The sequence below is a fragment of the Kitasatospora mediocidica KCTC 9733 genome, assembly GCF_000744225.1.
In the GTDB taxonomy this organism is placed as follows: domain Bacteria; phylum Actinomycetota; class Actinomycetes; order Streptomycetales; family Streptomycetaceae; genus Kitasatospora; species Kitasatospora mediocidica.
Genome location: NZ_JQLN01000006.1, coordinates 90,170 through 115,265 on the forward strand (window position 1 = coordinate 90,170; position 25,096 = coordinate 115,265).

The window sequence follows — 25,096 nt, forward strand, 5'->3', positions numbered from 1 at the left end:
TTATCAGAGCGGGCGAATGTTCTCCGCCTGCGGGCCCTTCTGGCCCTGCGTGACGTCGAACTCGACCTTCTGGCCCTCGAGCAGCTCACGGAAGCCGTTGGCCTGGATGTTCGAGTAGTGGGCGAAGACGTCAGCGCCGCCACCGTCCTGCTCGATGAAGCCGAAGCCCTTTTCCGCGTTGAACCACTTCACGGTGCCAGTAGCCATAGAGATATCTCCTTAAGGGGGCTGTCCGAAACTCGCGATTCACGAGTTCCGCGTCGCCGCGATGAGGCCCGCCCGAATGAATCCGGGGAAACAAAAATGCGCCTGATGATCATCACAATCAGCAGGCGCACACAAAAGTTCATGGGAACCACAACTGCAACTTCTTCGACTGTAGCAGGGTGAGAGCCGAAACGGGGGAATTGCCTCTGCCGCAGTCCGCCGTCTCCCTCGGACGGCTGCACCGCGGCGGCCGACGCGCGCGGCCGCGGGGCCGGTCGGCGGGGTGCCCGCTCCGGGTCGCATGGATGGTGCGGTCAGGGGTGGACGGAGCAAGTACACCATTTCGATGCCTGCCGGGATGGTCCGATCACCCCTCGTGGGGCGCATACTGGTGGTGATGACGAAATCAGCCGCGGTCCGGCGTCCTCTGCCCACCAGCCCCTTCGCTGCCCCAGTCCCGCCACCCATCAAGGTGTTCGCCGTGGGTGACCGGGTTTCGCACGACCAGTACGGCCTCGGTCGCACCATCGCCGTCGAGGGCGACGGTGAGATCGCCGTGCTCGTCGACTTCGGGTCCCGTCAGGTGCGGATCACGAAGCCGTTCGCCAAGCTCTTCAAGCTCTGAGCAGGTCTTTCCAGCCCTGAGACTGCTGCCAACTGCGCCCTGCCGAAAGCCGGTTCGGGCCGTGGTGGTCTCGGGCCGGTGTGTGGTGTGGGCGGTGACGAGCCCACCCCGCACGGTGTCGGTCAGCAGGATGCCCCCTGTCGATCGTGCCCGTCCGCCGACACCGGCGGACTGTTCTCGCGCGCCGCCCTCCGTACGGCGCCGAGTTCAGGGCTGCCCGCGGTCCGGTCCCGTGTCACCCCCGGGACCCGGTAGGGCTGACCCCGTCCCGTCCCGCCTCACCGTGCGTCCCGTGCCGTCTCCGGGGCCGCTTGCCACGCGCGTGCTGTGACCGCGCGTGCCGCGACACCGGTGACAGTTCCGTGACACTTGTCATCGCTCCGATACGGAGAGTGGAGAACTGACCTCCTGGCCGGGTGCGTGATAGCGCTCGAAGATCGTGTGCGGCAGGCGGACGCCCAGCGGATCGCTGCCCGGTACCCCAGGAGAGCTCATGAACCCGCGTTTGGCCAGGCTGACCCGCAACGCTGCCTTGGCGATGACCGGCGCGGCCCTCGCCCTCGGCGCCGTCGCCTGCAACGACGACGCGACGTCGGCCGGGCCTGCCGCATCCGTCACGGCCGCCACCGGCGGCCAGTCCGCGGCGTCCGGCGCGACGGCCGCGACCACGGCGGGCGCCGGTTCGTCCACCGGCGGCGGAGCCAGGACGGGTGCCGGTTCGTCCGCGGCCCCGGTCAAGGCGTCGGACCGTTGTCACACCGGTGACCTGCGGGCCGACGTCCAGTTGCAGCCCGGCGGGGCCGGTTCGGCGATGGTCATGCTGGTGAACAAGAGCACGCGGACCTGCACGGTCGACGGCTACCTCGGCTACGGCGGCCTGCTGGCCGACAACAGCAGGGTCACCGTGCCGACCATCCGCTCGGCCCACCCGGGAGCGCCGACGCAGGTGACGCTCAAGCCCGGCACCACCGCCTTTTCCGGCCTGAAGTGGTCGTCCTGTGACAAGGCCGACGCGAGCTGCGAGGTGCTGGCCGGGGTCGTGGTGACCCCGCCGGACGAGACCACCCAGCTCACCGCCAATGTGCTCAGCGTCGACGGCGGGGTGGTGCCGCAGCTGCTGGTCTCCTCGGCCGGCTTCACCGAGGGCTCGCTCCAGCCGTCCAACCAGGGTGTCGTCTTCTCCTGAAACGGCTCCTGCTCCTTGGAGCGATTCGCCCGCAGTGGTTACGGTGGCGGAATCGTGACCGCCGCGCGGGAGTGTGGTGAGAGCGTGGACGCCGTGCGGGCCGGCCGCAGGTGAACGGGGGGAGATGCCGTGGAGATCAGGATTCTGGGGCCGCTGGAGGTCTGGCACCAGGAGCGGCGTGTGCGGCTGGCCGGACCGTACGAGGAGCGCATGCTCGCCTCGCTGGCCCTGAACGCCAACCGGACGGTCCCGCTGCCCCGGCTGGTCGAGGCCCTCTGGGACGGCCGTCCGCCCGAGACTGCCGTCCACCAGGTGCGCGGCATTGCGCACTCGCTCGGCCGCCGGCTGGCCGAGGCGGCCGCCCTGGGGCCTGCGCCCCGGATCCTCACCGTCGAGCCGGGCTACCGCCTGGTGGCCGACGAGCAGTTGATCGACGCGCTGGCCTTCACCGCGAGGGTCGAGGAGGCCTGCCAGGCGGTCGAGCGCGGCGACGCCGAGAGTGCGGCGCGGCTGCTGCGCTCGGCGCTGGCGCTGTGGCGCGGGCCGCTGCCGCCGGAGCCCGGGAGCCGGGTGCTGGCGTCCGGGACGGCGGCGCTGGAGGCCGAACGACTCGACGTGCTGGAGCGCTGGCTCTCCCTCACCCGGGAGTTGGGGCGGGATCGCGAGGTGATCGCCGAGCTCCAGGCACAGGTCGTCGAGGATCCGCTGCACGACCTGTTCGTTGAGAACCTGGCCCGCGCACTGCACCACGGCGGTCGGCGCGGCGACGCGCTGGACGTCTACCGGCGGTTCACCGACCGGCTCGCCGCCGAACTGGGGATCGCCCCGAGCCGGCGGATGCAGGAGCTGCACGCCGTCCTGCTGGACCGGACGACAGCGCCCCGGCCCGATCCGGCGGCGTCGACCTCTTCGGCCACGTCGGCCACGTCGGCGGAGCCGTCCGCGCGGCAGGCCGTCCCAGGTCAACTCCCGCCCGACGTGGCGCGGTTCGCCGGACGCGCGGAACTGCTGCAGGAGCTGCTCGGCCGGGTGGTGAGCGGCGCGGCGGACCGCCGGCTCACCGTTTCGCTGATCACCGGGCGCGGCGGCGTCGGCAAGACCACACTCGCGGTGCACCTCGGTCACCTGCTCCGCGGTCTCTTCCCCGACGGACAGCTGTACGCGAACCTGGCGGGCGCGAGCGAGCACGCGGCCGAGCCGGGGGCGGTGCTGGCCGGATTCCTCCGGGCGCTGGGGGTGCCCGACGAATCGATCCCCGAGGACACCACCGAGCGCGCCACCCTGTTCCGCACGGCGGCGGCCGGGCGGCGGCTGCTCGTCCTGCTGGACAACGCGCGGGACGCCGCCCAGCTCGGGCCCCTGCTGCCGGGCGGACCGGGCTGTGCCGTGCTGATCACCGCCCGCAGCGCGCTCCACCTGCCCGAGGGCGAGTGCATCCCCTTGGAGGTGCTCGATCCGGCGGAGGCGCTGGAGCTGCTGGCGGGGCTGGCGGGCGCCGAACGGGTCGCCGCCGAGCCGCTGGCCGCCGCCCAACTCGTGCACGCCTGCGGGTTGTTGCCGCTCGCGGTGCGGGCCGCCGGGGCCCGTCTCGCGGTCCGTCCGGCCTGGACCGTCGCGCACCTGGCGCAACGACTGCAGGACGAGGAGCGCCGATTGGCGGAACTGGCGGCCGCCGACCCGGCGGTCGCCGCCGTCTTCGAGCTCAGCTACGGCCAGCTGGACGGCCAGTGGGCCCGGGCGTTCCGGCTGCTCGCGCTGCCCGACATGCCGGACGTCTCGCTGCCCGCGGCCGCCGCCCTGCTGGACCTCGACGAGGCTCGGGCCGAGAGCCTGTTGGAGGGCCTGGTCGACCTGAGCCTGCTGGACACCCGGGCGCCGGGCCGGTACGGCTACCACGACCTGTGGCGGCTGTTCGCCCGCGGCCGTGCCGAGCAGGAGGACCCGGCGCGTGAACGGACCGCCGCACTCTGCCGGTTGGTCGACTTCCTGTTGGCCTCGTTGAAGAACGCCAACCGGCTCACCGACCCGGCCGCCGGTCTGCACCGGACGCTGGCCAGGACCCACGCGCAGGGCCTCGACTGGCCGGACGCCGGGGCGGCCCGGGTCTGGGTGGAGGTCGAGCGGGTGGGCCTGTTCAACGTGCTGCGGATGCTGGCGGCCCTCCCGGACGTGCCGCTGCGCCCCGCCGCCGACCTGTACTTTCTCGCGATCCGCTACAGCCCCGACGCCGACGTGCGCAGCCCCGCGCTGCCGGAGGCCGTCGGCCGCGCTCTGGCGCTGGCCGCCGACCGCGCCGGTGACGACTGGGCCCGGGGGCGGATCGGCTCCGCGCTCGGCAACGTCCTGCTGGACCGCTTCCAGTTCGAGGAGGCCGAGCACCTGCTGCGCGGCGCGCTCGAACTGAGCACGGCGCACCGTGACCACTACACCACGGCGATCACCCGGACGGTGCTGGGCGTGCGGTTGAGCTGGGCGGGCCGGCACGAGGAGGCCGCCCGCTGCCACGAACTCGGGCTGGAGATCAACGCCGAGTACCTCCAGGACCCGGTGCTGGAGGTGGTGATGCTGGTCGGGCTGGCCCGCGGCTGCCTCCAGCAGCAGAAGTCGGCGCAGTCCCTGGAGTTCGCCACCCGGGCGCGGGACCTCGCCCTCCGGCTGCGGACCCCGCGCTGGCAGATGTGGGCGACCTACGTCCGTGGTGTGGCGTTCAATCAACTCGGGCGGTACGACGAGGCGCTGACGGAACATCGGCTGGCGCTGGAGCTCGCCCGCGAGCGCGGCTATGTGCGCTGGGAGGGTGCCAGCCTCGCGCGGCTCGCCGAGGACCACCTCGGCGCCGGGGCCGCGGCCCAGGCGGTGTCCTGCGCCGAGGCGGCCCGCAGTCGCTGCCGGGAGACCGGTGACAACCTCAGCCTGGCGGTCGCGACCCGGGCACTGGGGGAGGCGCTGGCCAGGCTCGGCGAGCCGGACCGGGCCGAGCTCTGTCGCACCGAGGCGCGGCAGCTCTTCACCCGGCTGGGCATGCCGGCCGAGCTGTGACCGCATCGTCGCCACGGCCTCGCTGGGACCGACGCGCGCTGTGGGGGCCTCAGGTCTCCTCCAGCAGCAGCTCCAGCACCGGGAGGGCCGCCTCCAGAGCCTGGCACTGCCGCGCGTCCAGCCGCTCCACCCGGTGCGAGAGCAGGGCGGAGCGCTCGCGCCGGATCTGCGCGATGGCTTGGCGCCCGGGCTCGCTGAGCTCCAGAAGCTGGGAGCGCCCGTCCTGCGGGTCGGGGCTCTTGGCGATCAGTCCGGCGCTGCTGAGCGGTCCGAGGGTCCTGATCATCGAGGGCGCCGCCACCCGCTCGCGCGCGGCGAGTTCGCCCAGCCGCAGCGGGCCGTGCTGCTCGATCCGGGCCAGCGCGGAGAGCTGGGCGGAGGTCAGGTCCTGACCGCTGGAGGCCTGCGCCATCTGCCGGTTGAGCCTGGCGATCACCAGCCGGAGCCGGGCGATCGAGTCCGGGGCCAGCCCCCGGGTGCTGCTCGGCTCGGGCACGTCCGCGTCGGCCGGGTCGGTGTCGCTCATGGTGCGGTGGGCCTCCTCGGATCGGATGCGGCTCAGGTCCGCGTATCAGGTCCGCGGTACCGGCCCCGTTCCGCGTTCCACCGTAGCGGCTCGGTCCGCGACCCCGGGGCGGTCGCGGACCAGCGAGGCGGCGGCGGCCACCACGGACATCGCGATCGCGAGCCAGAAGACCACCACCAGGCCGTCGTGGAACGGGCCGGAGATCAGCTGCGGAAAGAACTGACGTCCCGTCAGAGTGTGTGCGCTGGAGGGCGGAAGCTGCGAGAGGACGTGCGGGCCCAGCAGGTTCTGGATCGGGTTGTAGCCCAGGAAGGCGGCGAAGAGCGTGCCGACCGGGGGCAGCGCGGCGATCGCGTGCGCGTCGGCCGCCGGCACGCCCTGTGCGGTCAGACCGGAGCTGAGCGTGCCGGGCAGTGAGGAGGCGAGACCGGCGACCATCAGCGAGAAGAAGACGCCGATCGACAGCACCATCCCGGCGTTCTGGAAGGTGGCGCGCATCCCGGAGGCGGCGCCGCGCGCCTCGGCCGGCACGCTCGACATGATCAGCGAGGTGTTCGGTGCCGCGAACAGCCCGCCGCCCAGGCCGTTCAGGAAGACCAGGAAGGCGAAGGCGGGGTAGCCGAAGTCGGTCGGCAGCACGAGCAGTCCGCCGAACGAGACGGCCATCACCAGCAGCCCGCCGGAGGCGAACAGCCGGGCGCCGTACCGGTCCGAGAGATAGCCGGCGATCGGTCCGGCGGCCAGGAAGCCGACGGTCAGCGGCACCAGGTAGATGCCGGCCCAGAGCGGGGTGTCGGCGTAGTCGTAGCCGTGCAGCGGCAGCCAGATGCCCTGCAGCCAGATGATCAGCATGAACTGCAGCCCACCGCGCGCGATCGAGCCGAGCAGCGTGGCCGCGTTCCCTCCGGCGAAGATCGGGTCCCGGAAGAGCGCGAGCGGGAACATCGGTTCGGCGACCCTGGACTCGATCAGGCAGAAGGCGACCAGCACCACGATCCCGCCGAACAGGCCACCGAGCACCCACGGGTTCGTCCACCCCATGGTGTGGCCGCCGTACGGCTGGATCCCGTAGGTGATCGCGGCGAGCAGCGCGGTCAGTCCGAGCGCGAAGGTGACATTGCCCCACCAGTCGATCCGGGCCGGCCGGCGGCTGCCGGTGTCGTGCAGCGAGCGGTAGGCCCAGACCGTGCCGAGGATGCCGATCGGCACGTTCACCCAGAAGATGGACCGCCAGTTCCACTCGGCGAGCAGGCCGCCGAGGACCAGGCCGATGAACGATCCGGCGATGCCCGCCACGATGTTCACGCCGAGCGCCATGCCCCGGCGTTCGGCCGGGAAGACGTCGGTGATGATCGCCGCCGAGTTCGCCATCAGCATCGACCCGCCGACGGCCTGGGCCACCCGCCAGCCGATCAACCAGAGCGCGCCGCCACCGCCGTGCAGCGGGTCCAGCGAGAGCGCCACCGAGGTGACGGTGAAGATCAGGAAGCCGGCGTTGTAGATCCGGACCCGGCCGTAGATGTCGCCGAGCCGCCCGAGGGTGACCACCAGGACGGCGGTGACCAGCATGTAGCCCATCAGCATCCAGAGCAGGTAGCTGACGTTTCCCGGCTGCAGCGGGTCGAGGTCGATCCCGTTGAAGATGGCCGGCAGCGAGATCAGCACGATCGAACTGTTGATGGTCGCGATCAGGGTGCCGAGCGTGGTGTTGGAGAGCGCCACCCACGGGTAGCGCGGATGGTCGGGGCCGATCCAGCGCCGTTCCGCTCGCTGCGCCGGGTCTCGGTCGGACGGCTCTCGGTCGGAGGAGCCTGTTGGATAGCTCACATCAGCTAACGATAGTCCGATCATCGGTTCACCGGCATGGGATTGGCGGGAACCGCCGGGTGGGGCCTGCGGTGAGACAGCTTTTGGCGTCCATTGACACGGGCGGCCCGCCGCGATCAGGATGAGCGCATGCTTACGACGCACCCCGCCGTGGTGTGCCGCTTCGTGGACCTCCGGCGCACCAGCAGCTGTCTCTGTCGCTGACCCAGCGCCCTCCCGGCCGTCGCATGCGCGGGGCAGCGGAGTAGCGGTGTACCGGTCCCCGGCCGCCTGAGCGCCTGACGCTCCGAGCGCCGTCCACCGCAGCCCGCGTCTCCTGTCTCCCGTCTCCCGTCGACGAGCCCGGCCACCCGCTCCGCGGGGCCGATCCCCACCGCCCGGCGCCTCCCCAGCACGCCGCCGGTCGGTCGCCCACCTGTACGGCCCGCGCGCGTCCGGCATCCGGAGCGCCCGTGCGACAGGGGGCCGTTGTCCCCATCTTCCCCTCCCCGCCAGCCTGTTGGAAGGAAGCCGTCCGTGACGACCCTGCAGGACCTCTCCCATGCCCGCCCCCTCCCGCCCGCCGCCGTCCCGCCGTCGGCCGAGCTGCTGCGCCGCACGCTGCGCCGGCACGCCGCCGGCGTCACCGTCGTCACGGTGCCCGGCCCGGCGGGCTTCACGGCGACCTCGTTCACCTCGGTCAGCCTCCAGCCGGCCCTGGTCTCCTTCTATCTCTCCGCCACCGCCTCGGCCGCTCCCGCCGTCCGCGCCGCCGAACTGTTCGCGGTGCACCTGCTGGACCGCCGCCAGGAGCAGCTGGCGGGCCGTTTCGCGCGCAGCGGCATCGACCGCTTCGAGGGCACCGACTGGACGCCGGACGAGCACGGCGTGCCCCTCCTGCACGGCGCGGCGGCCTGGCTGACCGCCCGTCCGGTGCTCTTCCAGGAGATCGGGGACCACCTGCTGGTGGTCGGCGAGGTGGCAGCCGCCGGCGCGGGGGAGGGCGGCGCGCCCCTGGTGTACCACGACGGCGCGTTCGGCGGCTTCGCCTGCTAGGGTCCCCGCGCGGACCTGCCCCGGACTCGCCGCGGCCCGCCGGACGACAGCCGCGCCGCCCCGCCGCCCCGGGGGCCGCGCGCACGGGAGATGCCATGAGTGGACGTACACAGCCGGTCGACCTCGCCGCCACGGCGGTGCCGCTCGGCGTCGACTGGATCCACGGCTCGCCGTCGGCCAAGCACAACACCGACCCCGACATCCAGGTCCATGCCTACGACGAGCACACCTTCGTCCTGCGGCAGAACATGGCGGTCGACTACGAGGCGCCGTTCCTCTACCTGCTCTTCGGCGCGGACCGGGCGCTGCTGCTGGACACCGGCGCGACCGAGTCCGCCGCGTTCTTCCCGCTGCGCCGGGTCGTCGACGAGCTGATCGCGGCCCGGCTGCACGCCGATCCCGTTGCCGCGCAGCGCGGTTGTCCGCTGCTGGTGCTCCACACCCACGCGCACGGCGACCATGTCGCGGGCGACGCGCAGTTCGCCGACCGGCCGGACACCACCGTGGTGGGCGCCGATCTGCCCACGGCCTGGGCCTACTTCGGGTTCGACGAGGACGCGGACCGGATCGCCGAGGTCGACCTCGGCGGCCGGGTGGTCGACTGCCTGGCCACCCCGGGCCACCATGCGGCGGCCGTCACCTTCTACGACCGTTCCACCGGGCTCCTGTTCACCGGCGACACGGTCTACCCGGGCCGCCTGTACGTGGAGGACTGGGCCGCCTTCCGGCGTACGGTCGACCGCCTGCTCGCCTTCGCGGCCACCCACCCGGTCGCCCATGTGCTGGGCTGCCACATCGAGATGACCCGCGAGCCGGGGGTGGACTATCCGGTGCGCACCAGCTACCAGCCGCAGGAGCCCGCGCTGGAGATGACGGTCGGCCAACTGCACGACCTGCGCCGGGCGATCGAGGAGGTCGGTGACCGGCCCGGACGCCACGCGTTCGCCGACTTCGTCATCTGCAAGCAGGACGCCGACTGAAACGGCCGGCACCGCTGAAACGGCCGGCACGGCCGGGCGGGTGGACGGGCGGTCCTTCCCGCCCGTCCACCCGCAGGCTCACGCGCCCGTGGTGTTCCAACTGCCCACCGACTTCGGCGGCGGGTTGAACGCGCTCGTCTGCTGCGCCGGCGCCGCGCTCGCACAGGCGGCGGCGACGACCAGTGCCGCGCCGAGGCCCACGGCGGCGACCGCTGCCCGCACGCGCGATATCGGGGTGCCGGCCCGCTGGGTCTGCGTCATGAACGTGACTCCCTTGATTCCTCGTTGGTGTGCGTCGTTCCGCACGGTTTCAGCTTACGATCATGAGAATTACCGGTCCGCCCCGCCGGGCGACGACTCGCCACCGGACGGGTGAGGATGCCGGACGCGCCGCCCGGCGCACGGTAGTTGTATCCCGCGTACAGCGTCTATCGGAGGTAGTCATGCGGGGTCGTCTTGCAGTTGCCGGGGTCATCGGTGCCCTGGCCGTCTCGGTCGCCGGACCGGCGTTCGGCGCGACGGGCGGCGGCAACGCCGTCACCGTCGCCCCCACCGGGGTGATCGCCGCCGACGGGACGGTCACCCTGTCCGGCACGTACCACTGTTCACCGTCCATGGCGCACGGCACCGTCATCGACACGTCGCTCACGACCGGCTCGGTCACGAGCAACATCGGCAACGGCGTGCCGACCGTCTGCGACGGCCTCGAACACAACTGGGCCGCCAGCGGCCGGCCCTACCAGGCGGCGGTGCCCGGCCCGGCCCAGGTCCGGGCCTCGATGGTGCATCTGAGCCCTGGTTCCTCGATCATCCCGAACATCTCCTTCCTGGCGGACCAGCCCCAGATGGTCACCCTCGCCAACGGCTGACCCCCGGGCGGCTCCCCGGCTGTGCGGGGAGCCGCCCGCCGTCACCTCCGGGCGAACGAGCGGACGAAGCCCGACGTCACCGAGCCGACGCCGGTCACGTCGTCGTAGCCGGGCGCGGTCTTCAGGGTGCCGTCCTGGTCGAGCAGGTCCAGGTAGCTGACGACGCCGTTCGGCGCGTACGGGTCGTACTGGTACTCGAAGACCGACGGGGCCCGGCCGGCCGCGGCCGGCACGATGTCGTGGATCGCCGGGGTGCCGGCGAGCGAGTACAGCAGCGGGTTGGCGAAGCCGACAGCGTGGCCCGAGGCCTGCGCGGCGTCCGCCTCCAGCCCGGCGACCAGCGGCGCGGCGCCACTCGTGCCGGCCTCGGTGACCTCCTGGTACGGGCTGCCGGGGGTGGTGAAGCCGATCAGCCAGCCGCTGGCGCCGTCGCCGTCGGCGGCGACGTCCGGCACCTCGCGGTGGGCGGGAGCGGTGCCGTGGTCCGTCGCCAGCGCGGCGGGCACCGAGGCCTTCTGGTACCAGGGTTGGGCGAAGGAGGCGCTGCGGCCGCCCGTCGAGCCCTCCTGGAACTGGCCGGGCGGCGGGGTCAGGTAGCCGGTGCCCTGCGGGTTGAGCTGTGCCTGGTCGAAGCCCCAGCCCAGCTCGTCGGTGACGCTGCCGTCCTTACCGATCTCCAGCGTGGTGCCGCCGACGCCGGTCGCCCACGGGTCCGAGGCGGGAAAGAGCACGGAGGACGGGTTGCCCTGCCAGACGCCGGACGAGCCGTCACCGGCGTCGCCGGAGTCGAAGTTGAAGCCGATTCCCTCCAGGGCGCCCTGCTGGAACATCAGCTCCCAGGCGGCGGCCGTGGCCGGGGTGGTCATCGACTCCAGGGTGCTGAACGAGTCGGTCGAGACGTCCGCGAGGTGCTGGTCGACGATCCGGGTCTCGGCATCCAGGAAGTTCAGGCTGCCGCCGCCGTAGCCGCCGCGCTGGTCGCAGTCGGCGGCGACGTAGACCACCTTCGCGTCCGGCGCGGTGAGGTGGATGGACTCGACGTCCAGCGGCTCCTCCGGGAGGTCGGGGGAGCCGTCACCCCCGCAGGTGTCCGCGAAGGTCGCGCTGCGGTTCTCGCTGTACTGGCCCGGGGTGAAGCCCGGTACGCCGTGGGCGGCGAAGAAGTGGTCGGCGTCGGCTTCCATGGTCGGCAGCGCGCCGTCCAGGACGACGGCGACCGTGCGGCCCTTGCCGGTGTAGGGGCTGTTCGTCACGCCGTAGGCGTCGCGCATCTGCTGCGGGGTGTAGCCGCAGACCTGGTCGATGGCGGAGGCGACGCCGTTGACGGGCGGGATCGCCGAGCTGTTCTGGCCCCACCACTGCGAGCACGGCTGCGCGGCGGGGTCGGTCTTGGCCGCCGCGGCCTTGCCGGCCGTGGCTGTCGTTCTGGCCTTCGGTGCCGGCATTGCCGCGCCCGGCTGGACGTCCAGCCCGATCACGGTGGCGATGTCGTGGCCGAACGCGGCCGGTACCGAGATGGCACTCACCGGAGCGACGCCGGGCGAGGACGCCCCGGCCGACCACTGGAAGCTGTGCAGCGAGGTCGAGAAGGCCTGCTGCACCTCGGCCACGGTGGCGGTGACGCTCAGGTAGTGGGCGTCGATGCCGGTGACGGTCATCCCGAACCCGGTCAGCCAGCCGCTCACCTTGGCGGTCTGCGCCGCGGTGGTGCCGTAGCGCTGGGTGAACTGGGCAGGCGTCAGGTAGTGGGCATAGCCCGGGCCGGCCGGGTTGGACACGTTCTTCGCGGCGGTGAGCATGCCGACCGGGTTGTTCCCTGCCAGGTACACCCGCAGCGACAGGCTCCGGCTGCCCGGCGCCGTCCCGACGTCCTTGGCCGCGTGCTGCCCCGAGGTCCAGCCGGGGACGGCGGACGGCAGAGTGGTGCGGCTCGCGGTCGCCGCGCCTGCGGCCGGTGCCACGGCTCCGGCCACGACGAGCGCGGCGGAGGCCAGGGCGGCTGTCAGCGCGCCGGCTCGCCGGGCGCCTGGGAGGGAGGGGTGCTGCTGGGGCAAGGTGTCACACTCCGTCAGTGGGCAGCGGCCCGCGCACGGTGCCGCGGACCGGCGGTCCCGCGGCGCCGGCGCAGCCGACAGGGCGCGGCTGCGTCGGCGCCGCGGCCGCTCAGGCCTTAGGGACGTACCGGCCCACCGTTTCGGTCGCACCGGACCGCGGAGTTTCTCGAGCGGGTTCGCCGGCGGGAGGCCGGTGTGCCCTCTCGGGCAGTGCGCACCAGGGCTGGTTGACAGCGCGTCAGGCGGTCGGTCACTGTGGTGATGGCTGAGGTGAACGGAGCGGGGAACTCCTTCATCTCAGCCACTCCGCGTTCCGGCGGCGGTGCGCGGGCCGCTCGTCAGCGCCCGGCGCCGGTCCGCTCGCCGAGGCGTTGGACGGCGACCTCCCAGGCGGCACTGACCGCCTGGTGGGCCTGCGCGGTCGCCGCCGCCGCCTCGCCGGTCGGCCGGACCGGCGCGCCGACGTGCACGTGGAACCCGGGTCGGCGCAGCGGCGCGGTGAGGAACCCCGCGAGCTGCTTGCTCGCGCTGCCCGAGCTCAGCCGGCGCGCACCGGCCTGGCCCAGCGGTACCACGGGGGCGCCGGTCTCCCGGGCGAGACGGGAGACGCCGCTGCGGAACGCGCCGGGGGCGGTCTCCCCCGAGTCCCGGCGGCGGGGGAGTCCGCCCTCCCCGTAGATCAGGACGAGGCGTCCGGCGGCGAGTGCGGCGGCGGCGCTGTCCAGCGCGGCGGCCGCCCGCGCGGTGCCGCGGTGCACGGCTATGTGCCCCTCGCGCTCCAGCGCGCGACCGAGGACGGGGACCCGCCAGAGCCCGGCGGTGGCCATGATGACCGGCTGCACGCCGAGCCGGTGCAGGGCCGCCACGACGATCGCCGGGTCGAGGAGCGAGGTGTGGTTGGCGGCGATGATGCTGCCGGGCGCCAGCTCGGCGTCCGGGTCGGTGCTGATCGTCAGGCCGCCGAGGGCGGGCACGAGCGTGGTGGCGATCCTGCTGATCATCTGGTCTACCTTGTTCCTTCGAGCGGGCTGCCGTGCCGGGCTGTGGTCTCGGTCCGAGGCGCGGTCATATCCTCGTGCCGCCGACCGACGGGCGACTGAGTACAGGTACTCAAAGACTGACGGGATGTAGTCTCCGCACGCTGGGGAACTCCCGTTCGTTGGGGGTGGTGGTTCGGTCGGTGTGGTGGAGAGGGAGATCGCGATGGACAGCCCGGCAGAGGGTGCGGCACGGGAGCGGACGGGGTCCGAGGGGCAGCCGCTGGTCGACGGGCTGACCGGCCCCGGCCATCCGGTGACCGAGCCGGTGACCGAGCCAGTGGCGGAGCCGGTGGCCGAGCCCCGGCCGCGCCGCCCGCTCTGGAAGGAGATCCCGGTCCTGGTCGTGATCGCGCTGGTGCTGGCGCTGCTGATCAAGACCTTCCTCGTGCAGGCGTTCTCCATCCCCTCGGACTCCATGCAGAACACGCTGCAGCAGGGGGACCGGGTGCTGGTCGACAAGCTGACGCCCTGGTTCGGCAGCACGCCCGAGCGCGGTGAGGTGGTGGTCTTCCACGACCCGGGCGGCTGGCTGACCGCGGCGGACACCCCGCCGACGACCAGCAATCCCGTGCTGCGCGATCTGCAGTCGGCCCTGAGCACGATCGGGCTGATGCCGTCCGCCAGCGAGAAGGACCTGATCAAGCGGGTCATCGCGGTGGGCGGCGACACCGTGCAGTGCGACGCCGGCGCGCCGGTCAAGGTCAACGGCGTCGCGCTGAACGAGCCGTACCTCTACCCCGGCGCGACCCCCTGTGACGACGACTCGGTCGGCACGGTGACGGTGCCCAAGGGCAAGCTCTGGGTGATGGGCGACCACCGCAACGACTCCTGGGACTCCCGCCACCAGCGGCTCCAGGGCAACGGCGGCGGCTTCGTGCCGGTGAGCGACGTGGTCGGCCGGGCGTTCGTGGTGGCCTGGCCGTTGGACCGCTGGTCGGTGCTGTCGGTGCCGTCGACGTTCGGTCAGAAGGGGCTCTCCGCGGGGGCGGCGCTCTCCGCCGCCCCGAGCGCGCTGGGCGCGCTGGCCGGAGCCGTCCCGCTGACCCTGTGGAACCGGCGCCGCCGCCGGGACGGGCAGGTCTGACGCCTTCCTGACGGCCCCTGACGGCCCGGTCCGCGCTCGGTCGCGCCGGGCCGTCAGGCTTGCCGCTCCTGCGGCCCGACGACCAGTTCGAGCAGCCGGCACAGCGCCTCGCGCTGTTCGGTCCCCAGCGCCCCCAGGGGGTCGCCGGCGAACGGCATCGCCGCGCGCAGCTCGGCGATCGCCGTCCGTCCGCGATCGGTGGCCGCGACCAGCTTGACCCGGCGGTCGCCCGGAGCCGCCCGCCGTTCGACCAGGCCGCGCTCCTCCAGCCGGTCGACCACCGCGGTGATGTTGGAGGGCTCGGCGTGCAGCTTGTCCGCCACCGCCCGCATCGGCACCGGATCCATGGTCGCGAGCAGGGCCTTGGCCTGGAGCGGGGTCAGGTCCTGCGCGGCGGCCGCGGCCTCCGCCTCCCCGGCGTAACGCCGGTTGATCGCGACGAAGAGCCCGATCGCGCGGGCCGAGAGCTCGTCGGGGGGAGTGGACATGTCTGAGGGGGAGGACATGGGGACACTCTAGCGAGGTGCTTGACATTGGCAAACATTCCAGCCCATAGTTGTCGAGCCAGGTACTTATCGTTCATAACTACCGGGCTCGACAACCATCTCTTCGAAAGGCCTCGCCATGTCCGCCAAGGTCGTCCTGATCACCGGTACGTCGTCCGGCATCGGCCTCGCCGCCGCCGTGGCCGCGGCCCGCGCCGGCTTCACCACCGTCGCGACCCTCCGCGACCCGCGGCGCGCCGACGCGCTGCGCAAGGCGGCCGAGCAGGCCGGCGTGGAGCTCGATATCCGCCCGCTGGACGTCACCGACGCCGCTTCGGTCGCCGCCTGCGTCGCCGGGGTCGTCGCCGACCACGGCCGGCTGGACGCCGTGGTCAACAACGCCGGCGCCGGTCACCTCGGCACGCTGGAGAACGAGAGCGTGGACGACGTCCGCCAGGTCATGGAGGTCAACTTCTTCGGCGTCGTCCAGGTCGCCAAGGCCGCGCTGCCGCACCTGCGGGCCGTCGGCGGGCGGTTGGTGACGGTCACCAGCGTCGGCGGGGTGGTCGGGCAGCCGTTCAACGAGGCCTACTGCGCGGCCAAGTTCGCCGTCGAGGGCTACCTGGAGAGCCTGGCGCCGGTGGCGGCGTCGGTCGGTGTGACCGTGAGCGTGGTGGAGCCGGGCGCGGTGGCCAGCGAGTTCGTCGCCAACGTCGGTGTGGACCTGGCGCAGGCGGTCGCCGGCGCCGGAGCGTACGCGCCGGCGCTGAGCGCCTACCTCGCGCGGACCCAGGCGCAGTTCGCCTCCGCGGCGCAGACACCCGCCGAGGCCGCCGCGACCATCGTCGAGGCCCTGACCGCCGAACGCCCCGCCTTCCGGCTGCAGACCTCGCAGGCCGCCCGCGGCTTCGTCGGCGTCAAGCTGGCCGACCTGGACGGCGCCGCCATCCAGGCCCTCACCAGCGCCTGGATCGCCTGAGCGCCGGTGTCCGGTCGGAGGTAGGACCGGACACCGGCTAGGAGTTCTGCGCTGCGGCTCAGAACTCCGAGTTGGCGAACCAGCGCGTCAGCAGCTCCTGGTCGCCCGAGCTCTGCAGCGAACCCGCGGTCCGCTCCAGGCGGCCGTAGGCGAGCAGCAGCAGCTCGGCGGCGGTGCCCTGGAGGGTGGCGTCGGCGGTGGCCACCGCCGACGGGTCCGCGACCAGGCCGAAGCCGTCGGCCCGCAGTCGCACCACCCAGTCGCCCGCGCCGTCGGTGCAGCGGAAGCGGATGGTCTCGTCCGCCCCGCGCAGGTTCGCCACCTTCGGTGCGAAGCGCTCCGCGAACGGCAGGTTGACCAGGAACTCGTCCAGGCCGTCGACCGCGAGCACGCGGTCGATCCCCGGGCGCATGCCCAGCGCGATCTCCGCGTCGGCGCGGTGCACCAGGGTCTCGAAGAGCATCCGGCGCACCCAGAACCGGGCGTGCTGGTCCAGGCCCCACGCCCACATCGGCGCTTCCAGGTCCGTGGCGGCGAAGGTCCGCGCGGCCTCCGCGGCGCTCTCGACCAGCCAGTCGGGGTAGCCGGCGTCGGTGGCCGGGAGCCGCAGCTCCACGTCGCGGCTGGTCGGCGGCGTCTGCACGCGCTGGCTCAGCAGGACGGAGAACCAGCGCTGCACGCTACCGGTGTGCCGGACGAGGTCGGTGAGCGTCCAGCCGGGGCAGCCGGGGACCTGCGTGCCGAGGTCGGCGCCCTTCAGCAGGCCGGCGAACCGGTCGGCCTCCTCCGCGACGGCCTTGACGTGGTCGATGCGCTCGGCCGGGTGTGCTGCCTGCTGCGATGCGTTCATGGTGCGGCGTGCCTTCCTGAGGGTGCCGGCCGGGCCGCAGGTACCGGGCCAGGCCTCGCTGCGCAGCCTGCCACACCGTCGGAGGACGTCCGGCCAGGTGGGGCGGGGTTCACCGGGACGGGTGGTGGCCGGTCGGTCGCTGACCGGACGTCGGCCCGCCGCCGGAAATCGTTGGACAGCGCCCGGGAGCTCCAGGAGCATCCGGTCTGTGACTGAACCGATCGATCACCGAAACCCGTCGGCGGCCGGACCCAGGTCGGTACGCCTCGTCCAACTCCCGCCCGCCGCGATGACCGCGCTGCTGGACGGCGACCTCGCGAGCGCGAGCGCCAAGGCCGGCGTCGCGCTCACCGACTTCCTCGTCGCCGACGAGGCCCGCCGGCTCTGGCGCCTGCGGCTCGATCAGATAGCCGCCGACCCCGGCAGCGCGCGCTGGGTCGCCCGGGCGGCGGTGGCCGAGCCGGAGGGCGTGGTGGTCGGCTACGCCGGATTCCACGGACCGCCGGACGCCGCGGGCATGGTGGAGGTCGGCTACTCCGTCGCGCCCGACCGCCGCCGGCGGGGCTATGCCCGGGCGATCCTGGCCGAGTTGCTGCGCTGGGCGGGCGCCGAATCCGGGGTGCGGACCGTGCGGGCGTCGATCAGCCCCGACAACGTCGCGTCGCTGGCCACGATTTCGGGCTTCGGCTTCGTCGAGGCCGGAGAGCAGTGGGACGAGGAGGACGGCCGGGAACTCATCTTCGAGCGGCACTGAGCGGCACTGAGCGGCACTCGGCGACTGGGAGTGGGACGTTGACGGACCCTCCCACCGGGCTGACGATGCGTCACCAGGTCAAGGTTCTGTAAATATGGCAACCGTCTCTCCATGCAGGGTCTAAGCTTGTCGAGGTTTAGAAAGGCACCTCGTTCGGTGAGGCGTCTTCACGGACACAGGCCACTGATCCCACCCGTCGAGAGACGCTCCGGATCAGGACAGATCTTCCCGACCTAAGGGTTGATCCCAAGTGGCTTCCCGATCGGCCGCACTGGCGCGGCAGCGGGATCACGCCGTGGAGTGCCAAAGCTCTGACGAGTTGGGGTGAACCGGCCACGGGCCGGTCCGCTCCTTGCCGTGTCGATTCGGCGCACAACTGTGCGCCCCGACCGGAAGGAGGCGAGAGACATGGATGCGAGTTGCAGTAGTCCGGGCCACAAACGGCCCCCCACCCGCCTGTCCTCGTTTTCTTTTGGCGCGCGGTAACCACCCTTCCTGCTCAAGCTTCTGACGCATTGTCAGCACCACTCGGCCGATGACGGCCGCCGTGGCGCTGGCGACTGCGCGCTCGCAGGCCGGACGGCTGACGCGCGTCCCCGACCGTCCCCGAACCGGGGCGCAGGGAGGCACACCATGACCGACACCATCGTGACCACCGGCTCCAACGCCACCTCGACCGACATCGACGTCGACGTCGTCACCGCCGCGCCTCGCGCCGCCGTCCTCGACGACGCCCATGTGGGCGACATCCGGGGGGCGTTGGGCAGCATCAGGCTGGACGACACCGCGCCGCGGACCGGATTGTCCGCGAAGCTGAAGACCCTGCTGGCGATCATGGGCCCGGGCCTGATCGTGATGGTCGGCGACAACGACGCGGGCGCCTTCGCCACCTACGGCCAGGCCGGCCAGAACTACGGGACCCACCTGCTGTGGACCCTCCTGTTGCTGATCCCCGTCCTCTACGTCAACCAGGAGATGGTGCTGCGCCTGGGCGCGGTCACCGGTGTCGGCCACGCCCGCCTCATCCTGGAGCGCTTCGGCAAGTTCTGGGGCGCCTTCAGCGTCATCGACCTCTTCCTGCTCAACGCGCTGACGCTGGTCACCGAGTTCATCGGCATCACCCTGGCCGCCGGCTACCTCGGCCTGCCCAGGACCGCCTCCGTCGTGCTGGCCGCGGCGATCATCATCGCCTCCGCCTTCACCGGCTCCTTCCAGCGCTTCGAGCGGATCGCCATCACCCTGTGCGCGGGCTCCCTGCTGCTCGTCCCCATCTACTTCCTCTCCCACCCCCACACCTCCCAGATGGCCCACGACTTCGCCATCCCCACCATGCCCGGCGGCCACGGTGAACTCGCCACCGTCATGCTGCTGATCATCGGCATCGTCGGCACCACCGTCGCCCCCTGGCAGCTCTTCTTCCAGCAGTCCTACGTCATCGACAAGCGCATCACCCCGCGCTTCATGAAGTACGAGAAGGTCGACCTCTGGATCGGCATCGGCATCGTCGTCCTGGGCGCCGCCGCCCTGATGGGCGCCTCCGCCGCGGCCTTCGCGCACACCGGCCAGGCCGGCCAGTTCACGGACGCCGCCGGCGTCGCCAAGGGCCTGGAGGCACACGCCGGGAAGCTCGCCGGGGTCCTGTTCGCCATCGCCCTGCTGGACGCCTCCATCATCGGCGCCTTCGCCGTCTCGCTCTCCACCGCCTACGCCATCGGCGACGTCTTCGGCATCAAGCACTCGCTGCACCGGGGCGTCGGCGGCGCCAAGGGCTTCTACGCCCTCTACGCCGCACTCGTCGCCCTGGCCGCCACCATCGTCCTCATCCCCGGCTCCCCGCTGGGCCTGCTCACCGAAGGCGTCCAGACCCTCGCCGGCGTGCTGCTCCCCTCCGCCTCGGTCTTCCTCCTCTTGCTCTGCAACGACAAGCAGGTCCTGGGCCCCTGGGCCAACGGCCCCCGCACCAACGCCTTCACCGCCGCCGTCGTCGGCGTCCTGGTGACCCTCTCCGTCATCCTGACCGCCTCCGTCCTCTACCCCCACATCACCGCCGACGCCATCCTGCAGATCATGGCCGTCTGCGGCGTCACCGGAGTCCTGGCAGCCGGCTACGCCTTCACCCGCCGCCGCACCGCCACCAACGAAGACCCCCTGGACCGCACCGGGCGCGACACCTGGCGGATGCCCCCGCTGGAGACCCTCACCAAGCCCGTCCTGGCCACCGGCCACAAGATCGGCATGGGCGCGCTGCGCAGCTACCTCCTCCTCGCGATGATCCTGGTCATCATCAAACTCATCCAGGTCGCCCTCACCAGCTGACCCCAGAGCCCACCCCGGACCGGGCGGCGGCGCGACCCCGCCGCCGCCGACCCCGTCCGTACACCGACAACCCGCCCCGGATCGTCCCGCGAATCCCCGACGGTCAGCCGATGATCACTGGGTGCGGCGGCGCGGGCTCGCGTAGATTCTGTGCAGCTCGACCCCGAGCCCGCTCCGGTCGCCGACCGGTGCCGCCGCACGAAGGGCTGTTCCGATGTTTTCTCAGTACCTCGACGCCTCCACCACCACCCCCTGGGTCCGCCGCCCGGCGCCCAGGCCGGCGGCCAGGCTGCGTCTGATCTGCTTCCACCCGGCCGGCGGCGGCCCGGCGATGTACCGGACCTGGCCGCAGAGCCTGCCGCTGGACGTCGAGGTGCTGGCGGTCCAGCTGCCGGGGCGTGAGACCCGGATCGCCGAACCGCACCTGACGAACTACCAGGACGCCGTGGAACAGGCGCACGCCGCGATCCAGCCCTTCCTGGACCGGCCGTACGTGCTGTTCGGCCACAGCATGGGCGCGATGATCGCCTACGGCGTCGCCCTGGCCGCCCAGCGCGCGGGCCGCCGCGCGCCGGCCCGGCTGCTCGTCAGCGGCTGTGCCGCGCCGGGCCACATGACCGACCGCCCCGACCGCCTGGAGTGGGACGACGAGCGCCTCGTCGAGGAGCTGCGCACGATGGGCGGCACGCCGCCCGAGGTACTGGCGATACCCGCTCTGGTCGAGATGGTGCTGCCCACCCTGCGCGCGGACTACCGGATCTGTGCCTCCTTCAGCCACCCCCGGGACGAGCAGTTGGCGTGCCCGGTCGCGGTCTTCGGCGGGACCGAGGACAGCATGTCGCCGGCGTCCCTGGAGCGCTGGGCCGACACCACGCGCGGTGACAGCTCGCTGCGGATGTTCCCCGGTGGGCACTTCTTCCTGACCGCCGACTCGGCGCCGGCCGTCCTGGAGGCCGTCTGCGCCGAGCTGGCCGAGGTCGGCTGAGCGCTGCCCGCGTTCGGCCGAACGGGTGGGCACATGGCGCACCCTCTCTGCACTCCACACGCCCTGGAGTGCAGAGAGGGAAAGGTCACACCGGTTTGATCTGCTGTCACGGGCCCGTCACCTCTAACCTTCCCTCATGACGGTCCCGCCCGAAGGGCTCCCCCTGGCCGCCGAGTTCCCGGATGCGACCCGTGAGCAATGGCAGCGGCTTGTCGAAGGCGTTCTGCGCAAGGCAGGTGCGGCCAACCCCGCCGCACCCGTCCCCTCCGGCCAGGAGGCCGAGGACGCACTCGCCACCGAGGTAGAGGACGGACTGCGCGTCCGCCCGCTGTACACCGCCGAGGACTCGGCCATCGATTCCGGATATCCGGGCTTCCCGCCGTTCCTGCGCGGCAGCCGCCCGCAGGGCTCCGCGGTCGCCGGCTGGGACGTGCGCCAGCAGCACGCCGCACCGGACCCCCAGCGCGCCAACGAGGCGGTCCTGGCCGACCTGGAGAACGGCGTCTCCTCGCTCTGGCTGACCGTCGGTGAGGCCGGACTGCCGATCGCCGCCCTGCCGCAGGAGCTGCGCGGGGTCTACCTCGACCTGGCCGCCGTCGTGCTGGACGCCGGGCCGCAGTTCGCCGCCGCCGCCGAGCAGCTGTTCGCCGTGTACGCCGAGCGGCAGGTGCCGGCCGAGGCAGCCGCGGGCAACCTCGGCGCCGACCCGCTGGGCCTGCTCGCCCGCACCGGACGGGCGCAGGACACCGCCGCGCAGCTCGCCGACGCGGCCGCGCTGGCCGCCCGCTGCCACCGCGACTTCCCCGCGGTGCGCGCGCTGACCGTGGACGCCCTCGCCTACCACGACGCCGGCGCCTCGACCGCCGAGGAGCTCGGCTGCTCGCTCGCCACCGGCGTCGCCTACCTGCGCGAACTGACGGCGGCGGGCCTGAGCGTCGACGCGGCCGCCGGTCAGCTGGAGTTCCGCTACGCGGCCACCGCCGACCAGTTCCTCACCATCGCCAAGCTACGCGCCGCCCGTCGGCTCTGGGCCCGGGTGGCCCAGGTCAGCGGCGTGACGCCGGGCGCCGCGGCCCAGCGCCAGCACGCGGTCACCTCCTCGGTGATGATGACCGAGCGCGACCCGTGGGTGAACATGCTGCGCACCACGGTCGCCTGCCTGGCGGCCGGTCTCGGAGGCGCGGACGCGGTCACCGTCCTCCCGTTCGACACCGCCTTCGGGCTGCCGGACGCCTTCGCCCGGCGGGTCGCCCGCAACACCCAGTCGATCCTGCTGGAGGAGTCGCACCTGGCCCGGGTGATCGACCCGGCCGGCGGCTCCTGGTACGTCGAGCAGCTCACCGACGAGCTCGCGCAGTCCGCCTGGGCCTGGTTCCAGGAGATCGAGCGGGCCGGCGGCCAGCAGGCCGCGCTCGGCTCGGGCCTGGTCGGCGAGCGGATCGCCGCCACCTGGGCGCAGCGCTCGGACGACCTCGCGCACCGCCGTGAGCCGATCACCGGCGTCAGCGAGTTCCCGAACCTCGCCGAGCTGCCCGTGGTCCGCGACCCCGCGCCCGCGCCGCCCGGCGGCGGCCTGCCGCGGGTGCGCCGCTCGCAGGCCTTCGAGGCACTGCGCAGCCGCTCCGACGCCCGGCTGAACGCGACGGGTGAGCGCCCCCGGGTCTTCCTGGCCGCACTCGGACCGGCCGCCGTGCACACCGGCCGGTCCTCCTTCGCCGCCAACCTCTTCCAGGCCGGCGGTCTGGAGACCGTCGTCGGCCAGGCGACCGACCCGGCCGACACCGCCGCGCTGACCGAGGCGTTCGCCGCCAGCGGCGCGAGCACGGCCTGCCTCTGCTCCGGCGACAAGCTGTACGCGGAGCACGCCGAGGCCGCGGCTATCGCGCTGAAGGCCGCCGGAGCCCGCCGGGTGCTGCTCGCGGGCCGTCCCGGTGGCGAGCAGCGCGAGGCCTACCAGCGGGCAGGGGTGGACGAGTTCGTCTTCGCGGGTGGCGACGCCGTCGCCGTCCTCACCTCGGTCCTCGACGAGATCGGAGCGCTGTGATGATCCCCGACTTCACCGAGATCGGACTCGACGGCGCGGACGGTGCCGACGGCGCCGCCACCGCCGAGCAGTGGCGGGCCGGTTGGCAGCAGGCCACCGGCAAGGACGTCGACGAGCTGCTCTGGGAGACCCCCGAGGGCATCGCCGTCAAGCCGCTCTACACCGCCGAGGACCTGGCCGGCGTGGACTTCCTGGGCACCTACCCGGGCGTCGCGCCGTACCTGCGCGGCCCGTACCCGACGATGTACGTCAACCAGCCCTGGACGGTCCGCCAGTACGCCGGCTTCTCCACCGCCGAGGAGTCCAACGCCTTCTACCGCCGCAACCTGGCGGCCGGTCAGAAGGGCCTCTCGGTCGCCTTCGACCTGCCGACCCACCGCGGCTACGACAGCGACCACCCCCGGGTCACCGGCGACGTCGGCATGGCGGGCGTGGCGATCGACTCGATCTACGACATGCGCCAGCTCTTCGACGGCATCCCGCTGGACAAGATGTCGGTGTCGATGACCATGAACGGCGCCGTGCTCCCGGTGCTGGCCCTCTACATCGTGGCGGCCGAGGAACAGGGGGTGCCGCCGGAGAAGTTGGCCGGCACCATCCAGAACGACATCCTCAAGGAGTTCATGGTCCGCAACACCTACATCTACCCGCCGCAGCCCTCGATGCGGATCATCTCCGACATCTTCGCGTACACCTCGCAGAAGATGCCGCGCTACAACTCGATCTCCATCTCCGGCTACCACATTCAGGAGGCCGGAGCCACCGCCGACCTGGAGCTGGCCTACACACTGGCCGACGGCGTGGAGTACCTGCGCGCGGGCCTGGCGGCCGGGATGGACGTGGACGCCTTCGCGCCTCGGCTCTCGTTCTTCTGGGCGATCGGCATGAACTACTTCATGGAGATCGCCAAGTTGCGCGCGGCCCGGTTGCTCTGGGCCAAACTGGTCAAGGAGTTCGCGCCGAAGAACGTCAAGTCGCTGTCGCTGCGCACCCATTCGCAGACCTCCGGCTGGTCGCTGACCGCTCAGGACGTCTTCAACAACGTCGCCCGCACCTGTGTGGAGGCGATGGCCGCCACCCAGGGCCACACCCAGTCGCTGCACACCAACGCGCTGGACGAGGCGCTCGCGCTGCCCACCGACTTCTCCGCCCGGATCGCCCGTAACACCCAGCTGCTGCTCCAGCAGGAGTCCGGCACCTGCCGGGTGATCGACCCCTGGGGCGGCAGCGCCTACGTCGAGAAGCTCACCCAGGACCTCGCCGCGCGCGCCTGGCAGCACATCCAGGAGGTCGAGGCGGCCGGCGGCATGGCCAAGGCGATCGACGCGGGCATCCCCAAGCTGCGCATCGAGGAGGCCGCGGCCCGCACCCAGGCCCGGATCGACTCCGGCCGCCAGCCGGTGATCGGGGTCAACAAGTACCGGGTCGCCACCGACGAGCAGATCGAGGTCCGCGCGGTCGACAACTCCTCGGTCCGCACCCAGCAGATCGAGAAGCTGCGCCGGCTGCGCGCCGAGCGCGACGAGCAGGCCTGCCAGGCGGCCCTGCGCGCGCTGACCGCCTCCGCGCAGGCGGGTGCCCAGCGGGACGGCGGGCTGGAGGGCAACCTGCTGGCGCTGGCCGTCGACGCGGCCCGGGCCAAGGCCACCGTCGGCGAGATCTCGGACGCCCTGGAGAAGGTCTACGGCCGCCACTCCGGACAGATCCGTACCATCTCCGGTGTGTACCGCGACGAAGCAGGACCCTCCACGGCTGTGCAGAAGACCCGCGACCTGGTCGAGGCGTTCGAGGAGGCCGAGGGCCGCCGCCCGCGCATCCTGGTGGCCAAGATGGGCCAGGACGGCCACGACCGCGGCCAGAAGGTGATCGCGACCGCCTTCGCCGACCTCGGCTTCACCGTCGACGTGGGCGCGCTCTTCCAGACCCCGGCCGAGGTGGCCATGCAGGCGGTGGAGGCCGACGTGCACATCGTCGGCGTCTCCTCGCTGGCGGCCGGGCACCTCACGCTGGTCCCGGCACTGCGCGCCGAACTGGCCGCCGCCGGGCGTGAGGACATCACCATCGTGGTCGGCGGGGTGATCCCCCCGCAGGACTTCGAGGCGCTCTACGAGGCCGGCGCCGCCGCCGTGTTCCCGCCGGGCACGGTGATCCCGGACGCCGCCTACGACCTGCTGAAGACGCTTGCCGCGTCCCTCGGCCACGAGTTGTGAG

21 protein-coding genes and 1 riboswitch are annotated in these 25,096 nt (G+C 72.6%); of the genes, 13 read left to right on the forward strand and 8 right to left on the reverse strand.

Going from position 1 to position 25,096, the window contains the following annotated elements; all coding sequences use genetic code 11:
* Positions 1-3: 3 nt before the first annotated feature.
* Complete coding sequence (locus tag BS80_RS26675; RefSeq protein WP_035802959.1) at positions 4-207, reverse strand: cold-shock protein; 204 nt, start codon at positions 205-207, stop codon at positions 4-6.
* A 481-nt stretch (positions 208-688) separates the two neighbouring features.
* Here BS80_RS26675 and BS80_RS43895 point away from each other — a divergent pair, with 481 nt between their 5' ends.
* The 3 genes from BS80_RS43895 (at position 689) to BS80_RS26685 (ending at position 5,057) form a co-directional block, all read left to right on the forward strand.
* Positions 689-832 carry a hypothetical protein gene (locus BS80_RS43895; RefSeq protein WP_332262197.1) on the forward strand — a complete coding sequence of 48 codons (144 nt, stop codon included), beginning with the start codon at positions 689-691 and terminating at the stop codon, positions 830-832.
* A 493-nt stretch (positions 833-1,325) separates the two neighbouring features.
* On the forward strand, positions 1,326-2,018 hold the full coding sequence (locus tag BS80_RS38080; RefSeq protein ID WP_051967232.1) for a DUF4232 domain-containing protein: 693 nt from the start codon (positions 1,326-1,328) through the stop codon (positions 2,016-2,018).
* Between the two features lie 129 nt (positions 2,019-2,147).
* A complete protein-coding gene (locus BS80_RS26685; protein ID WP_051967233.1) occupies positions 2,148-5,057 on the forward strand; it encodes an AfsR/SARP family transcriptional regulator in 2,910 nt (969 codons plus the stop codon).
* A 49-nt stretch (positions 5,058-5,106) separates the two neighbouring features.
* On the opposite strand, the gene BS80_RS26690 is transcribed toward BS80_RS26685, so the two are convergent.
* Complete coding sequence (locus tag BS80_RS26690; protein WP_083975404.1) at positions 5,107-5,583, reverse strand: MarR family winged helix-turn-helix transcriptional regulator; 477 nt, start codon at positions 5,581-5,583, stop codon at positions 5,107-5,109.
* 45 nt (positions 5,584-5,628) lie between these two features.
* Positions 5,629-7,335, reverse strand: a complete 1,707-nt coding sequence (locus BS80_RS26695) for an MFS transporter (protein ID WP_051967393.1) — start codon at positions 7,333-7,335, stop codon at positions 5,629-5,631.
* Between the two features lie 591 nt (positions 7,336-7,926).
* On the opposite strand from BS80_RS26695, the gene BS80_RS26700 reads away from it, so the two are divergent.
* Positions 7,927-8,445 (forward strand): flavin reductase family protein, encoded by a 519-nt coding sequence (locus tag BS80_RS26700; RefSeq protein ID WP_198045634.1) that lies wholly within the window; start codon positions 7,927-7,929, stop codon positions 8,443-8,445.
* A 95-nt stretch (positions 8,446-8,540) separates the two neighbouring features.
* Positions 8,541-9,425 (forward strand): MBL fold metallo-hydrolase, encoded by an 885-nt coding sequence (locus tag BS80_RS26705; protein ID WP_035802961.1) that lies wholly within the window; start codon positions 8,541-8,543, stop codon positions 9,423-9,425.
* Between the two features lie 78 nt (positions 9,426-9,503).
* Here the strand turns inward: BS80_RS26705 and BS80_RS26710 are convergent, their stop codons facing one another.
* Positions 9,504-9,686: a hypothetical protein gene (locus BS80_RS26710; protein ID WP_035802962.1), complete on the reverse strand. Its 183-nt coding sequence runs from the start codon at positions 9,684-9,686 to the stop codon at positions 9,504-9,506.
* 182 nt (positions 9,687-9,868) lie between these two features.
* Here BS80_RS26710 and BS80_RS26715 point away from each other — a divergent pair, with 182 nt between their 5' ends.
* Complete coding sequence (locus BS80_RS26715; RefSeq protein WP_035802963.1) at positions 9,869-10,294, forward strand: DUF6299 family protein; 426 nt, start codon at positions 9,869-9,871, stop codon at positions 10,292-10,294.
* Between the two features lie 41 nt (positions 10,295-10,335).
* Here the strand turns inward: BS80_RS26715 and BS80_RS26720 are convergent, their stop codons facing one another.
* The gene (locus BS80_RS26720) at positions 10,336-12,348 is read right to left on the reverse strand and encodes a S53 family peptidase (RefSeq protein WP_035802965.1); all 2,013 of its coding nucleotides are present in this window, start codon (positions 12,346-12,348) and stop codon (positions 10,336-10,338) included.
* 338 nt (positions 12,349-12,686) lie between these two features.
* The gene (locus BS80_RS26725) at positions 12,687-13,349 is read right to left on the reverse strand and encodes a lysophospholipid acyltransferase family protein (RefSeq protein WP_035802967.1); all 663 of its coding nucleotides are present in this window, start codon (positions 13,347-13,349) and stop codon (positions 12,687-12,689) included.
* 202 nt (positions 13,350-13,551) lie between these two features.
* Between BS80_RS26725 and lepB the strand changes: the two genes are divergently transcribed.
* Positions 13,552-14,472 (forward strand): signal peptidase I, encoded by a 921-nt coding sequence (gene lepB, locus BS80_RS26730; protein ID WP_083975410.1) that lies wholly within the window; start codon positions 13,552-13,554, stop codon positions 14,470-14,472.
* 53 nt (positions 14,473-14,525) lie between these two features.
* On the opposite strand, the gene BS80_RS43625 is transcribed toward lepB, so the two are convergent.
* Positions 14,526-14,978: a MarR family winged helix-turn-helix transcriptional regulator gene (locus tag BS80_RS43625; RefSeq protein WP_035802969.1), complete on the reverse strand. Its 453-nt coding sequence runs from the start codon at positions 14,976-14,978 to the stop codon at positions 14,526-14,528.
* Between the two features lie 118 nt (positions 14,979-15,096).
* Between BS80_RS43625 and BS80_RS26740 the strand changes: the two genes are divergently transcribed.
* Entirely contained in the window at positions 15,097-15,936 is an 840-nt protein-coding gene (locus BS80_RS26740; RefSeq protein WP_035802971.1) for an SDR family NAD(P)-dependent oxidoreductase, read from the forward strand.
* Positions 15,937-15,994: 58 nt separating this feature from the next.
* Here the strand turns inward: BS80_RS26740 and BS80_RS26745 are convergent, their stop codons facing one another.
* Positions 15,995-16,786 (reverse strand): maleylpyruvate isomerase family mycothiol-dependent enzyme, encoded by a 792-nt coding sequence (locus BS80_RS26745; protein WP_035802973.1) that lies wholly within the window; start codon positions 16,784-16,786, stop codon positions 15,995-15,997.
* 289 nt (positions 16,787-17,075) lie between these two features.
* Between BS80_RS26745 and BS80_RS26750 the strand changes: the two genes are divergently transcribed.
* The 5 genes from BS80_RS26750 to scpA all read left to right on the forward strand — a co-directional run bounded on the left by BS80_RS26750 (position 17,076) and on the right by scpA (position 25,095).
* Positions 17,076-17,540, forward strand: a complete 465-nt coding sequence (locus BS80_RS26750; RefSeq protein ID WP_035802975.1) for a GNAT family N-acetyltransferase — start codon at positions 17,076-17,078, stop codon at positions 17,538-17,540.
* A 141-nt stretch (positions 17,541-17,681) separates the two neighbouring features.
* Positions 17,682-17,871, forward strand: a riboswitch (M-box (ykoK) riboswitch).
* A 302-nt stretch (positions 17,872-18,173) separates the two neighbouring features.
* On the forward strand, positions 18,174-19,856 hold the full coding sequence (locus BS80_RS26755; RefSeq protein WP_051967234.1) for an NRAMP family divalent metal transporter: 1,683 nt from the start codon (positions 18,174-18,176) through the stop codon (positions 19,854-19,856).
* Between the two features lie 214 nt (positions 19,857-20,070).
* A complete protein-coding gene (locus BS80_RS26760) occupies positions 20,071-20,841 on the forward strand; it encodes a thioesterase II family protein (RefSeq protein WP_035802978.1) in 771 nt (256 codons plus the stop codon).
* A gap of 136 nt (positions 20,842-20,977) precedes the next feature.
* Positions 20,978-22,885, forward strand: coding sequence for a methylmalonyl-CoA mutase subunit beta (locus tag BS80_RS26765; protein WP_035802980.1), 1,908 nt, complete (start codon positions 20,978-20,980; stop codon positions 22,883-22,885).
* A complete protein-coding gene (gene scpA, locus BS80_RS26770) occupies positions 22,885-25,095 on the forward strand; it encodes a methylmalonyl-CoA mutase (RefSeq protein ID WP_232246662.1) in 2,211 nt (736 codons plus the stop codon). Before BS80_RS26765 ends, scpA begins: the two co-directional genes overlap by 1 nt.
* Position 25,096: the final 1 nt, after the last annotated feature.

What these genes read in the sequence shown, in the direction of transcription:
- BS80_RS26725 (WP_035802967.1), bottom strand. Translation starts at nt 13,349, where the DNA reads ATGATCAGCAGGATCGCCACCACGCTCGTGCCCGCCCTCGGCGGCCTG.
- BS80_RS26760 (WP_035802978.1), top strand. Translation starts at nt 20,071, where the DNA reads ATGTTTTCTCAGTACCTCGACGCCTCCACCACCACCCCCTGGGTCCGC.
- BS80_RS26690 (WP_083975404.1), bottom strand. Translation starts at nt 5,583, where the DNA reads ATGAGCGACACCGACCCGGCCGACGCGGACGTGCCCGAGCCGAGCAGC.
- BS80_RS26715 (WP_035802963.1), top strand. Translation starts at nt 9,869, where the DNA reads ATGCGGGGTCGTCTTGCAGTTGCCGGGGTCATCGGTGCCCTGGCCGTC.
- BS80_RS26750 (WP_035802975.1), top strand. Translation starts at nt 17,076, where the DNA reads ATGACCGCGCTGCTGGACGGCGACCTCGCGAGCGCGAGCGCCAAGGCC.
- BS80_RS26705 (WP_035802961.1), top strand. Translation starts at nt 8,541, where the DNA reads ATGAGTGGACGTACACAGCCGGTCGACCTCGCCGCCACGGCGGTGCCG.
- BS80_RS38080 (WP_051967232.1), top strand. Translation starts at nt 1,326, where the DNA reads ATGAACCCGCGTTTGGCCAGGCTGACCCGCAACGCTGCCTTGGCGATG.
- scpA (WP_232246662.1), top strand. Translation starts at nt 22,885, where the DNA reads ATGATCCCCGACTTCACCGAGATCGGACTCGACGGCGCGGACGGTGCC.
- BS80_RS26710 (WP_035802962.1), bottom strand. Translation starts at nt 9,686, where the DNA reads ATGACGCAGACCCAGCGGGCCGGCACCCCGATATCGCGCGTGCGGGCA.
- BS80_RS26755 (WP_051967234.1), top strand. Translation starts at nt 18,174, where the DNA reads ATGACCGACACCATCGTGACCACCGGCTCCAACGCCACCTCGACCGAC.
- BS80_RS26675 (WP_035802959.1), bottom strand. Translation starts at nt 207, where the DNA reads ATGGCTACTGGCACCGTGAAGTGGTTCAACGCGGAAAAGGGCTTCGGC.
- BS80_RS43625 (WP_035802969.1), bottom strand. Translation starts at nt 14,978, where the DNA reads ATGTCCTCCCCCTCAGACATGTCCACTCCCCCCGACGAGCTCTCGGCC.
- BS80_RS26740 (WP_035802971.1), top strand. Translation starts at nt 15,097, where the DNA reads ATGTCCGCCAAGGTCGTCCTGATCACCGGTACGTCGTCCGGCATCGGC.
- BS80_RS26765 (WP_035802980.1), top strand. Translation starts at nt 20,978, where the DNA reads ATGACGGTCCCGCCCGAAGGGCTCCCCCTGGCCGCCGAGTTCCCGGAT.
- BS80_RS26745 (WP_035802973.1), bottom strand. Translation starts at nt 16,786, where the DNA reads ATGAACGCATCGCAGCAGGCAGCACACCCGGCCGAGCGCATCGACCAC.
- lepB (WP_083975410.1), top strand. Translation starts at nt 13,552, where the DNA reads ATGGACAGCCCGGCAGAGGGTGCGGCACGGGAGCGGACGGGGTCCGAG.